This is a genomic window from Rhizobium sp. WYCCWR 11146 (genome assembly GCF_013591995.1).
In the GTDB taxonomy this organism is placed as follows: domain Bacteria; phylum Pseudomonadota; class Alphaproteobacteria; order Rhizobiales; family Rhizobiaceae; genus Rhizobium; species Rhizobium indicum.
Genome location: NZ_JACCEY010000023.1, coordinates 164,651 through 176,093 on the forward strand (window position 1 = coordinate 164,651; position 11,443 = coordinate 176,093).

The 11,443-nt window shown below is 61.0% G+C and carries 12 protein-coding genes; 7 read left to right on the top strand and 5 right to left on the bottom strand.

Annotation, left to right across the window (positions count from 1 at the left end):
* Positions 1-4: 4 nt before the first annotated feature.
* The 5 genes from HX899_RS18325 (at position 5) to pepT (ending at position 4,995) form a co-directional block, all read left to right on the top strand.
* Positions 5-940 carry a carbohydrate ABC transporter permease gene (locus HX899_RS18325; RefSeq protein WP_033183885.1) on the top strand — a complete coding sequence of 312 codons (936 nt, stop codon included), beginning with the start codon at positions 5-7 and terminating at the stop codon, positions 938-940.
* A 4-nt stretch (positions 941-944) separates the two neighbouring features.
* The gene (locus HX899_RS18330; protein ID WP_027665653.1) at positions 945-1,775 is read left to right on the top strand and encodes a carbohydrate ABC transporter permease; all 831 of its coding nucleotides are present in this window, start codon (positions 945-947) and stop codon (positions 1,773-1,775) included.
* Positions 1,776-1,779: 4 nt separating this feature from the next.
* A complete protein-coding gene (locus tag HX899_RS18335) occupies positions 1,780-2,838 on the top strand; it encodes an ABC transporter ATP-binding protein (RefSeq protein ID WP_181293028.1) in 1,059 nt (352 codons plus the stop codon).
* A 70-nt stretch (positions 2,839-2,908) separates the two neighbouring features.
* Positions 2,909-3,658 (top strand): metallophosphoesterase, encoded by a 750-nt coding sequence (locus HX899_RS18340; protein ID WP_181293029.1) that lies wholly within the window; start codon positions 2,909-2,911, stop codon positions 3,656-3,658.
* Positions 3,659-3,762: 104 nt separating this feature from the next.
* Positions 3,763-4,995 (top strand): peptidase T, encoded by a 1,233-nt coding sequence (gene pepT, locus HX899_RS18345; RefSeq protein ID WP_181293030.1) that lies wholly within the window; start codon positions 3,763-3,765, stop codon positions 4,993-4,995.
* Between the two features lie 82 nt (positions 4,996-5,077).
* Here the strand turns inward: pepT and HX899_RS18350 are convergent, their stop codons facing one another.
* From HX899_RS18350 to HX899_RS18370, 5 genes are all read right to left on the bottom strand, one after another.
* Entirely contained in the window at positions 5,078-5,914 is an 837-nt protein-coding gene (locus HX899_RS18350; protein ID WP_138331331.1) for a cell wall hydrolase, read from the bottom strand.
* A 224-nt stretch (positions 5,915-6,138) separates the two neighbouring features.
* Positions 6,139-7,179: a sulfate/molybdate ABC transporter ATP-binding protein gene (locus HX899_RS18355; protein ID WP_181293031.1), complete on the bottom strand. Its 1,041-nt coding sequence runs from the start codon at positions 7,177-7,179 to the stop codon at positions 6,139-6,141.
* Between the two features lie 10 nt (positions 7,180-7,189).
* Positions 7,190-8,062 carry a sulfate ABC transporter permease subunit CysW gene (cysW, locus tag HX899_RS18360; RefSeq protein ID WP_113547670.1) on the bottom strand — a complete coding sequence of 291 codons (873 nt, stop codon included), beginning with the start codon at positions 8,060-8,062 and terminating at the stop codon, positions 7,190-7,192.
* Positions 8,052-8,909, bottom strand: coding sequence for a sulfate ABC transporter permease subunit CysT (cysT, locus tag HX899_RS18365; protein WP_138331333.1), 858 nt, complete (start codon positions 8,907-8,909; stop codon positions 8,052-8,054). Before cysT ends, cysW begins: the two co-directional genes overlap by 11 nt.
* Positions 8,910-8,917: 8 nt before the next feature.
* Entirely contained in the window at positions 8,918-9,943 is a 1,026-nt protein-coding gene (locus tag HX899_RS18370; RefSeq protein WP_138331334.1) for a sulfate ABC transporter substrate-binding protein, read from the bottom strand.
* A gap of 118 nt (positions 9,944-10,061) precedes the next feature.
* Here HX899_RS18370 and HX899_RS35450 point away from each other — a divergent pair, with 118 nt between their 5' ends.
* The gene (locus HX899_RS35450) at positions 10,062-10,196 is read left to right on the top strand and encodes a hypothetical protein (protein ID WP_281408840.1); all 135 of its coding nucleotides are present in this window, start codon (positions 10,062-10,064) and stop codon (positions 10,194-10,196) included.
* Positions 10,197-10,303: 107 nt separating this feature from the next.
* On the top strand, positions 10,304-11,320 hold the full coding sequence (locus HX899_RS18375; protein ID WP_029874803.1) for a porin: 1,017 nt from the start codon (positions 10,304-10,306) through the stop codon (positions 11,318-11,320).
* Positions 11,321-11,443: the final 123 nt, after the last annotated feature.

The following is an 11,443-nucleotide window of genomic DNA, read 5'->3' on the forward strand; positions in this document are numbered from 1 at the left end:
GCTGATGACCATTTCCGCCGATACGCTCGACATGCGTCGCGACCGCAGGCCATGGCTGCGTCGCGTTGCCGATGCTTCGGAGCCCTATCTCTACAGCGCGCCGTCCCTGATCCTGATCATTGCGGTGATGCTGGTGCCGTTGACGGTGGGGATTTCCTACGCCTTCCGCGATATCCAGCTGCTCAATCCGTTTTCCGGCGGCTTCATCGGGCTCGATCACTTCCGCGAGCTTTCCGGCGATGCCGCCTTCTACGGGGCGTTGCGGAACACGCTGTGGTGGACCGGCGCCTCCGTCGTCCTGCAGTTCGTCTTCGGGCTGATCCTGGCGCTGCTGCTCGACAAGCCCTTTAAGGGCAGGGCAATCGCGCAGGCGCTGGTCTTCCTGCCCTGGGCCGTGCCATCCTTTCTCGCCGGCCTCAACTGGGCCTGGCTGTTCAATCCCGTCATCGGGCCGATCCCGCACTGGCTCTTCGCGCTCGGGCTGATGCATGAGCCGGGCAATATCCTCTCCGATCCCAATTATGCGATGTGGGGACCGATCGTCGCCAATGTCTGGTGGGGCATTCCCTTCTTCGCCATCACGCTGCTTGCGGCGCTGCAGGCGATCCCGCGCGATCTCTATGAGGCGGCATCGATCGACGGCGCCGGCTGGTTCCAGCGCTTCCGCTCGATCACCCTGCCGTTTCTGGCGCCGACGATCGCCATCACCGTGCTGCTGCGCACCGTGTGGATTTCCAATTTCGCCGATCTCATCGTCGTCATGACCAATGGCGGGCCGGCGGACCGGACGCAGATCGTCGCCAGTTACATCTTCACGACAGCCTTCAGGCGGCTCGATTTCGGTTATGCGTCGGCGATCGCGCTGGTGCTGCTCGTACTGCTGCTTGCCTATTCGATGCTGATCATCCTGCTCCGGCAGACGTTGCTGAACAAGGATTGAGATCATGAGACGATCCGTCATTCCCACCATCGCACACCGTCTGGCGATCCTCTGCTACATCGCCTTCGCGCTCTTTCCGCTGTTCTGGCTGCTCAAGGTGTCGGTGACGCCGAACGACCTGCTCTATAGCGAAGGGGTGCGCATGTGGCCGTCGCGCACGACATGGGATCATTATGCTTTCGTGCTGAGGCACAGCGCCTTTCCGACTTTCTTCAAGAACAGCCTGATCGTCTCGGCCTCGACGGCCGTCACCGTGACGATCTGCGCCTCGCTGTCCGGCTACGCGCTGTCGCGCTTCAATTTCCGGGCAAAGTACTGGATCGTCGCCCTGATGCTGCTGACCCAGATGTTCCCGCTGGTCATGCTGGTGGCGCCGATCTTCAAGATCCTGTCGCCGCTGCATCTGACCAACAGCCTGACCGGGCTCGTCATCGTCTACACTGCCTTCAACGTGCCTTTCGCCACCTTCCTGATGCAGTCCTTCTTCGACGGCATCCCGAGGGATCTCGAAGAGGCGGCGAAGATCGACGGGGCGACGCAGTTCACGGCGTTTCGCCAGATCATCCTGCCGCTGACGCTGCCGGGGATCGCCGCCACACTCGGTTTCGTCTTCACCGCCGCCTGGAGCGAACTGCTCTTCGCGCTGATGCTGATCAACGGCAATGACGCTGCGACCTTCCCCGTCGGCCTTCTCACTTTTGTTTCGAAATTCTCGGTGGATTTCGGGCAGATGATGGCGGCGGGCGTCATGGCGCTCATTCCGGCCGGCCTCTTCTTCCTGCTCATCCAGCGCTATCTCGTCCAGGGCCTGACGGCCGGCGCGGTCAAGGGTTAAACAAATGGCATCGATCGATATCCAGAATATCCGCAAAGCCTATGGCCATGTGCAGGTGCTACACGGCGTCGACCTCGAAATCCGGGACGGTGAATTCGTCGTGCTCGTCGGCCCGTCCGGTTGCGGCAAGTCCACGCTGCTGCGGATGATCGCCGGGCTGGAGGAGGTCACATCAGGCGAGATCCGCATCGCCGGCAACAGGGTAAACGAGCTGCATCCCAAGGATCGCGACATCGCCATGGTGTTCCAGTCCTATGCGCTTTACCCGCATATGAATGTCGCCGGCAATATGAGCTACAGCCTCAGGCTGCGGAAGGTGGCGAAGGAGAAGATTGCCAGCGCGGTCGCAGCGGCCGCCGCCAAGCTCGGCCTCGATCCGCTGCTCGAACGAAGGCCGAAGGCGCTTTCCGGCGGCCAGCGACAGCGCGTCGCCATGGGCCGCGCCATCGTGCGCCAGCCGAAGGCCTTCCTGTTCGACGAACCGCTATCCAACCTCGATGCGCGCCTGCGCGAACAGATGCGCGCCGAAATCAAGAAACTGCATGGCGACCTGAAGGCGACCTCGATCTACGTGACCCACGATCAGATCGAGGCAATGACGCTGGCGGACCGGATCGTCGCCATGCATGGCGGGGTGGTCCAGCAGGTCGGCAGTCCCCTGGAACTCTACGACCACCCCGCCAATCTCTTCGTTGCCGGCTTCATCGGCTCGCCGGGGATGAATTTCCTCGAGGCCACCTATGATGCCGGCGGCGTGAAGCTGAAGGACGGCACGATCGTGCCGCTTGCAAAGCCTTTGCCGCTTGTCGACGGAGCAAAGGTGACGCTCGGCATCCGGCCGGAGCATGTGCTGATGAGCGATGGCGGGGCGGGGCTTGCCGCGGATGTGGAACTCGTCGAACCGACAGGCTTCGGCATCATCCTGCACCTTGCCCTGCATGGCCTGCCGTTTAAGATCTTCACGCTGAACCGCGAAGCGCTGAAGGCAGGTCCGAAGGTCAATGTGGCCTTCCCGCCCCAATATCTGCACGTGTTCGACGGCGAAGGAAAACGCGTCGACTGAGCCGCTGGGCCGGTGGCCCGTTGCTGTCGATTTTGGCATACTGTCTGCGGCAGGGGCGGGGAGGCAGAACATGCTCGTTGCGCAGATATCCGATATCCATGTGAGGCCGGACCTTTCGTCGCTCCAGACGCTGGAGCGGGCGATAGGCTGGCTGAGGACGTTCCGCCCGGATGCGCTTGTTGTCACCGGAGATCTGGTGGACGACGGATGGCGGCACGGCTATCGCCTGGTCGCCGAAAGCCTGCGGTCGCTGGACTGCCCTGTCCACCTGTTGCCGGGCAACGGTGATGATCTGCAATTGATGCGCTCCGAACTTGCCGCCGTCGCCCCATGGATCAGTGCGACCGGACCGATGCATTTCCGGGCAGCCGTCGATGGGCTGACCCTGCTCGGTGTCGATGTGACCGTCGCCGATGAGAGCTACGGTGACGTCCTGCCGCATCTGCCATGGCTGATAAGCGCGCTTGCCGACGTGACGACGCCTGCTCTTCTGTTCATGCATCAGCCGCCATTCAGGATCGGCATCGAGGTGCTGGACCAGGTCGGATGCAGGAACGGCACTGCGCTTCTCAGCACCTTGGAGACGACGCACAGCCTGCCGCTGGCGATTCTCTGCGGCCATGTCCACCGACCCGCATTTGGTCGGTTGGGGACGATCCCTGTCCAGACCTGCGGCTCCCTCTGCCCGCCCAATCCGCTTCTGCTGGAAGGCCGGGCCGATCTTCCGGTGATCGACGCTCCATCCTTCCTCGTGCATGAGGTCAGTGACGGCAGGCTGGTTTCGCATGTGGTATCGGTTCCGGTATCCAGGGGCGCATGAAATGGATTGAACGGTCATTCCTCACGTGCTGCGAGCGGAAAAATCTTTTGCCGCATCGCCCGTGAGGGCTATATCGTCCGTGTGATCTTGCTGGATTGGATGCCATGACCGACACTGTTCTCGACCGCTTTCTCCGTTATGTCGTTATCGACACGCAATCCGACCCTGCCTCCTCGACGCAGCCGACCACGGGCAAGCAGAAGGATCTCGGCCGGGTTCTGGTCGATGAACTGCTGAAGATCGGTCTGGCGGACGCGCATCTCGATGAACACGGCTATGTCTACGCGACCATTCCGGCCAATAGCGACAAGACGGTGCCGGTCATCTGTTTCTGCTCGCACATGGATACGGCGCCCGATTTCAGCGGCACCGATGTCGAGCCGCAGATCGTCAGGAACTATGCCGGCGGGGATATCAAGCTTGCCGGCGACACGGGCCGGGTGATCCGCGTCAGTGACCATCCCGAACTGCAAAACCAGATCGGCAACGATATCGTCACGACCGATGGAACGACATTGCTCGGCGCCGACGACAAGGCCGGACTGGCCGAAATCATGACCGCGGCTGCGATGCTCGTCGGCAATCCAGATATCAGGCACGGGACGATCAAGATCCTGTTCACCCCCGACGAGGAAGTCGGGCGCGGCGTCAACAAGGTCGACCTGAAGAAACTCGGTGCCGACTTCGCCTATACGATGGACGGCGAGACGGCCGGCCATATCGAGGATGAGACCTTCTCGGCCGACGGCGTCGAGATCAGCATATCAGGTGTGGCAATCCATCCCGGTTTCGCCAAGGACCGCATGGAAAACGCCATCAAGATCGCCGGCGCCATCATCGACCGGCTGCCGAGGGATGCTGCCCCCGAGACCACGGAAGGCCGGCAGGGCTTCATCCATCCGACCGGCGTGATCGGCTCGATGGAAAAGGCGTCGCTGAGCCTCATCATCCGTGACTTCACCGACAAGGGGCTGACGGAAAAGGAGACGATGCTCGAAGCCATCGTCAAGGACGTGATGGCTGGCTATCCCGGCTCGACCTATCGCTTCGAGGTGAAGGAGCAGTACCGCAACATGAAGGTGGTGCTCGATCGACACCCGGAGATCGTCGAGAATGCGATCGAGGCGGTGCGCCGGGCCGGCATGACGCCAGTGCGCGGCAGCATCCGCGGCGGCACGGATGGCTCGCGCCTTTCCTTCATGGGACTGCCATGCCCGAACATTTTCGCCGGCGGCCACGCCTTCCACTCGCCGCTCGAATGGGTGAGCCGCCAGGATATGGAAAAGGCGGTCAGGACGATCGTGGAACTGGCGAAGGTCTGGGAAGAGCGCGCCTAAAGCGCGCCGCGGTTTTGCGTCCGGAATTGCGCGGAAACCAAAACACGCTTCCACCTCATTCTCAAACCGGAAGGGCGGTTGATTAACCGCCGTTCGCCGGAAGGCTTTCACGCAGCATCACGCTGTCATAGGCGGGCCGGGGCGTCGGGATCGCGATGGGCATTCCCGGCTCGGGCTCGACCGATGTTACCGGCAATGTTTCCGGCGCGGTCACCGGCGCAGTGATCCGCATCTGCCCCGTGCTCGCCGTAGCCATGGGGTCCGGAGCCGGCAGAGGAACGGGAACCGCCGAGGGTATCAATGCCTCGAATTGCGGTGGCAGCATGCTTTCGCCGGGCACATAGTTCATCGCCACCTCGTAAGAGGGCAGCGGCGGCGGCGTTTGAAGCATGCCGTTGGAGTCGCGCTTCTCGTAGAAGGCGTTGCCGCCGGCAACCGTCACATAGTGCATGTTGTCGTAGGGGAATTTCAGCCCATCGGTGTGGAAGAACATCGCGTCCTTCACCGCAGGATGGCGTGCGCCTTTAACAAGGATTGCATCGGCCGCGCTGGCAAGCTCGGTTTCTGCCTGCGGCTTGACTTCACGCGTCATCACGCCGGGCGCGAACTGCCTTTTCTGGGCCACCACGCCGCAGATCGATGTGGGATAGGCGCCGGAGGTGAGCCTGTTCATGACAACGGTCCCGACAGCCATGTAGCCGTCCTCGTCCGAATGCAGCGATTCGAAATACATGGCGCGCTGCAGGCACTCGCGGTCTTTGGCCGTATAATTGAACGTGACTTTCGCCGCTTGGCCCTGCTTCGTCTTGGTGTTCGCCGCCGTTGCCGCCGGTTTCGATGTCGTTGTGCAGCTTGCAGCTGCCAGTCCTACGAACAAAATCCCGATCAGGGATTTTCCAAAGGAAATCTCCGCCCTCAACGCCAGGTGCCTCCTATGGGATTAGTCCAGCCCTTAATGATTAAGCGAAAACGTTTTACTCGTCATATGACTGAAATACAAACAACCTTAGATAACAAAAACCTTAAGGGACTCTCGCCAAATACGATTCCGGCGATGGCCTCCTGCATAATTCCCTAAATCGGAATCGATTTAGGGATAAAATTATGCAAGAATTCAAGGTGTTACAGCGTCACCAATCTCCATCAGCCGCGGAACAGTTTCCAGCGGGTCGGCTTGAAGGCTACCCGGTTGCGGTCGAGCCTGTCGGCCTCGCTCGGCGGCAATTCGATCTCGATATGCGGGCGATCGTTGCCGATATCCAATTCGATATGGCGGGTGCCGGCGACGCGGCGGCTGGAGACCGGCTGGCCGGCGATACAGTTTTCAGCTGATTCGCAGAGCCTGACGTCATGCGGGCGGAAATAGAGCTGCGCCGTGCCATCCGGCTCGCCTTCGGCATTAAGGCCGAGCGAGCGGCCTTCGAAGCGAATGTCGCCGTCTGATATCTCGACCTGCAGGCAGTTCGACTGGCCGATGAAGCCGAAGACGAAGGGAGAATTCGGATTGTCGTAAACCTGGTCCGGCGTGCCCACTTGTTCGATCGCGCCCTGGCTCATGACGACGACGCGGTCGGCAAGCTCCAGCGCCTCATCCTGGTCGTGGGTGACGAAGACTGTGGTATGTCCGGTGCGATCGTGGATATCGCGCAGCCATTTGCGCAGGTCCTTGCGCACCTGGGCGTCGAGCGCGCCGAAGGGTTCGTCGAGCAGCAGCACGTTCGGCTCGACGGCCATGGCGCGGGCGAGCGCCACACGCTGGCGCTGGCCGCCGGAAAGCTGGGCTGGGTAGCGTTTTTCGAGACCGGAAAGTTGGACGAGGTCGAGCAGTTCCAGCGCCCGCCTGCGGATATCGGCCTTCGGCGGTCGCCGCGCACTGTTTCTGACCTTCAGGCCAAAGGAGACATTTTCGAGCACCGTCATGTAGCGGAAAAGAGCATAGTGCTGGAAGACGAAGCCGATGTTGCGCTGCTGCACTGATTTCTTCGAGGCATCTTCGTCGCCGAAGAAGATCAGCCCCTCCGTCGGGCTTTCGAGGCCGGCGATCAGCCGCAGCAATGTCGTCTTGCCGGAACCCGAAGGGCCGAGCAGTGCGATCAGCTCGCCGGAGCGGATGTTCAGCGAGACATCGTGCAGCGCCGGAAAACGATCGAATTCCTTGCGAATGTTTTGAACGCGTACTTCCATTCCAAATCCTTCAGTGCCGCCGGCTGGCGGCGATTTCGGCGCTATAGCGCATTTCCAGCAGCGTCTTCAAAACAAGAGTTACGAGCGCGAGCAAGGCCAAAAGCGTGGCGACCGCAAAAGCGCCGGTGAAATTATACTCGTTATAGAGAATTTCCACCTGCAGCGGCATGGTGTTCGTCTGGCCGCGGATGTGGCCTGATACCACCGAGACGGCGCCGAATTCGCCCATGGCGCGGGCGTTGCAGAGAAGCACGCCGTAGAGCAGGCCCCATTTGATATTCGGCAGCGTCACGTGCCAGAAGGTCTGCCAGCCGCTGGCGCCAAGCGAAAGGGCTGCCTCCTCGTCAGCCGTTCCCTGTTCCTGCATCAGCGGGATCAGCTCGCGGGCGACGAAGGGGAAGGTGACGAACATGGTGGCGAGGATCAACCCCGGCACGGCAAACAGGATCTTGATGTCGTGAGCGCTGAACCACTGGCCGAGCCAGGTATTGGCGCCGAACAGCAGAACGAAGACCAGGCCCGATATGACGGGCGAGACCGAGAACGGCAAGTCGATCAGCGTCGTTAGGAAAGCCTTGCCCTTGAACTCGAACTTGGCGATCGCCCAGGCAGCCGCGACCCCGAAGACGAGGTTGAGAGGCACGCTGACGCCGGCAACGATCAGTGTCAGGCGGATCGCCGAGAAGGTCTCGGCGTCTGCGAGCGCCTGGAAGAACGGGCCGGCCCCCTTGCGGAAAGCCTCGACGAAGACGGCTGCGAGCGGCAGAAGCAGGATCAGCAACAGGAAGACGAGCGAGAGGATAATCAGGCTGAAGCGCGCGATCCTGTTTTCGGTGGTCACCGAACGCAGCTTTGTTGGTTGAGCGGTCGCATCAAGCGCCATAGCCGTACCTCCGTCTGCTCCAGCTCTGGATGAGATTGATGACCAGCAGCATGCCGAACGAGATGATCAGCATGATCGCCGCAATGCCGGTCGCTGCCGCATAATTATACTCTTCGAGTTTGATGATGATCAGCAGCGGCGCGATCTCCGATTTGAACGGCAGGTTGCCGGCGATGAAGATGACCGAGCCGTATTCGCCGACGCCGCGGGCAAAGGCGAGCGCGAAGCCGGTGAGCACGGCAGGCGCCAGCCCCGGCAGCAACACGCGGAAAATCGTCTGGAAGCGGTTGGCGCCGAGCGTTGCCGCGGCCTCCTCCACTTCCTTGTCGATCTCCTCCATGACCGGCTGCACGGTGCGCACCACGAAGGGCAGGCCAACGAAGATCAGCGCCACGACGATGCCGGCAGGCGTGAAGGCGATCTTGATGCCGAGCGGCGTCAGGAACTGGCCGATCCAGCCGTTCGGCGCATAGAGCGTCGTCAGTGCGATGCCGGCAACGGCGGTCGGCAGCGCGAAAGGCAGGTCGACCATGGCATCGATGATGCGCTTGCCGGGGAAGCGGTAACGCACCAGGACCCAGGCGAGAATGATACCGAAGACGGCATTGACGATCGCGGCGATGAAGGCGCTGCCGAAGCTGATGCGCAGCGCGTTCAGCGTGCGCGGATCGAGCGCGATCGACCAGAATTTCTCCCAGCCGAGTGCGCTCGACCGGACGGCAAGGCCCGAGAGCGGGATGAGAATCAGAAGGGTGAGCCAGGTCAAGGTAAAGCCGAGCGCCATTCCGAAACCCGGAATGACGCTCGGCCGTTTGAACCGCCACCGCGTGGGGCTATGTGCTTTCATGAAGTCTATTATTGGGCCGGCTTGTAGATTTGGTCAAATACGCCGCCGTCGCCGAAGAATTTCGGCTGTGCGTCCTTCCAGCCGCCGAAGTCGTCGATGGTCGCGAGCGTCAGCTTCGGGAAGCGGGCGATGTCGGCCGGATCGGCGGCTTCCGGCTTGGTCGGCCGATAGTAGTGCTTGGCAGCAATCTTCTGGCCCTCGTCCGAATAGAGGTAGTTGAGATAGGCTTCGGCAACCTTGCGCGTACCCTTCTTGTCGACATTGCCGTCGACGATAGCAACCGGCGGGTCGGCGCGGATGGAGAAGGCCGGCGTCACGATCTCGAACTGGTCGGGACCGAGTTCTTCGAGCGAAAGATAGGCTTCGTTTTCCCAGGCGAGCAGCACGTCGCCGAGGCCGCGCTGGACGAAGGTGGTCGTGGCGCCGCGAGCGCCGGTGTCGAGAACCGGAACATGCTGCAGCAGTTTCGCAACGTATTCCTGCGCCTTGGCTTCATCGCCGCCATTCGCCTGCTTGGCCCATGCCCAGGCGGCCAGGAAGTTCCAGCGGGCGCCGCCCGATGTCTTCGGGTTCGGGGTGATGACCTGCACGTCGTCCTTGACCAGGTCGCCCCAATCCTTGATGCCCTTCGGGTTGCCCTTGCGGACGAGGAAGACGATCGTCGACGTATAGGGCGTCGAATTGTTGGGGAACTTGGTCTTCCAGTCGGCCGGGATCTTGCCGGTCGCCTTGGCGATGGCGTCGATATCGCCTTCGAGGGCAAGTGTCACGACATCGGCGTCGAGGCCGTCGATGACCGAGCGGGCCTGGGCGCCGGAACCGCCATGCGAAGCCTGGATCGTCACGGTTTCACCGTTGTCCTTCTGCCACTTGGCGGCAAAGGCGGCATTGAAATCCTTATACAATTCGCGGGTCGGATCGTAGGAAACGTTAAGAAGCGTCTGATCTGCGAATGCCGGAGCAATGCTTCCGATCGCGAAGCTGCCTGCCATGACCGCCGCCGCGAGGAGCCGGGTGAGCCGTTGTGTCTGCATGGGGAACCCTCCTGTTTTCTGTCTTAACTCTATCAACTCGGTCGTATAATGAAACAAAGGTTCTTCCGGTTCCGGCATGGCTGTTAGAATGCCATTCCATTTAAGGGACGATTTGGAAATGGACGTGCCGAAGTTGGCCGCGGCCAATTGGTCGCCGGGCGCTGCCTGCCACGAACCCGTGTTTTTTCGGCCACAGTTCCTCCACGAAAACGACATGGTGATGCAGATTTTTGCCAAGATTTTGCCGCGATGACACTTGCGGATTCCTATATGGCTCCCGTGCGGTCGTATTCGCTGACCGCTACGCGGGGGTACCCTTGAAGTGCGCCTCGCATTCCAAACCTGTTAGGGCCATTCAAAATGAATATCAGAACGATCCTTTTTGCCTCCGTTGCCGCCCTTGCCGCGGCCTCCGGAGCCCGCGCAGCCGACGCCATCGTGGCGGCGGAACCCGAGCCCGTGGAATATGTTCGCGTTTGCGACGCCTACGGTACCGGCTATTTTTATATTCCGGGGACGGAAACATGCCTTTCGATCGGCGGTTACATCCGTACCGAAGTGCGCTTCGGTGAGCAGATATCCGGCGATTCCGACGTAAACTTCTGGACTCGTGGTCAGGTCACCTTCCAGACCAAGAACGACACCGAGTACGGTACGCTCACCGGCGTCATCACGCTGCGTTACAATGTCGACAATGCCTCCGATCAGGAAGCTTTGCTCGATGAAGGCTATCTCGACATTGCCGGTTTCCGCGCCGGTAAACTGTACAGCTGGTGGGATGACGACATGAGCGGCGAGACCGATACGCTCGCCAGCAACGAGACGACCCACAACTCGATCCGTTATCAGTACGAGAACGGCGCTTTCGCGGCCGGCATTTCGGTCGACGAACTCGAAGAAGACTACGCCACCAAGCCGGGCGAAGGTCCGAACAACTTCGGTGTCGCAGGCCAGGTCTCCTACAAGGCCGGCGCCATCAGCGCTTACCTGCTTGCCGGCTATGACACCGACACCAGCGAAGTCGCTGTCCGCGGTATCGTCTATGCCGACATCGGCCCGGGCACGCTCGGCATTGCCGGCGTATGGGCAAGCGGTGCCAACTACTACTACGAAGAGTCCGAATGGACGATCGCAGCAGAATATGCCTTGAAGGTCAACGACAAGTGGTCGGTCACCCCGGGCTTCCAGTACTTCGAGAACATCGCTCTCGAGGCTGACGGCAACGGCTTCACCGGCGGCAGCGCCTACACGACCGGTGTCACCATCGACTACCAGATCGTCGAAGACCTGCGTTCGAAGCTCAGCGTGCAATATCACGATGAGGACGAAGGCGACGACGAAGTGTTCGGCTTCCTGCGCTTCCAGCGCGATTTCTAAAGCAATTCCAGGAAAAGTGCGAAGCGGTTTTCCGTCCGGACTTGCGTAAAATCAAAAGATTAGAGCGGTTCAGCGTTAAGCTGAACCGCTCTAACATGTCTGATTGCAGACGAGCGGGGGGGG

What these genes read in the sequence shown, in the direction of transcription:
- HX899_RS18325 (WP_033183885.1), top strand. Translation starts at nt 5, where the DNA reads ATGACCATTTCCGCCGATACGCTCGACATGCGTCGCGACCGCAGGCCA.
- HX899_RS18330 (WP_027665653.1), top strand. Translation starts at nt 945, where the DNA reads ATGAGACGATCCGTCATTCCCACCATCGCACACCGTCTGGCGATCCTC.
- HX899_RS18335 (WP_181293028.1), top strand. Translation starts at nt 1,780, where the DNA reads ATGGCATCGATCGATATCCAGAATATCCGCAAAGCCTATGGCCATGTG.
- HX899_RS18340 (WP_181293029.1), top strand. Translation starts at nt 2,909, where the DNA reads ATGCTCGTTGCGCAGATATCCGATATCCATGTGAGGCCGGACCTTTCG.
- pepT (WP_181293030.1), top strand. Translation starts at nt 3,763, where the DNA reads ATGACCGACACTGTTCTCGACCGCTTTCTCCGTTATGTCGTTATCGAC.
- HX899_RS18355 (WP_181293031.1), bottom strand. Translation starts at nt 7,179, where the DNA reads ATGGAAGTACGCGTTCAAAACATTCGCAAGGAATTCGATCGTTTTCCG.
- cysW (WP_113547670.1), bottom strand. Translation starts at nt 8,062, where the DNA reads ATGGCGCTTGATGCGACCGCTCAACCAACAAAGCTGCGTTCGGTGACC.
- cysT (WP_138331333.1), bottom strand. Translation starts at nt 8,909, where the DNA reads ATGAAAGCACATAGCCCCACGCGGTGGCGGTTCAAACGGCCGAGCGTC.
- HX899_RS18370 (WP_138331334.1), bottom strand. Translation starts at nt 9,943, where the DNA reads ATGCAGACACAACGGCTCACCCGGCTCCTCGCGGCGGCGGTCATGGCA.
- HX899_RS35450 (WP_281408840.1), top strand. Translation starts at nt 10,062, where the DNA reads ATGGACGTGCCGAAGTTGGCCGCGGCCAATTGGTCGCCGGGCGCTGCC.
- HX899_RS18375 (WP_029874803.1), top strand. Translation starts at nt 10,304, where the DNA reads ATGAATATCAGAACGATCCTTTTTGCCTCCGTTGCCGCCCTTGCCGCG.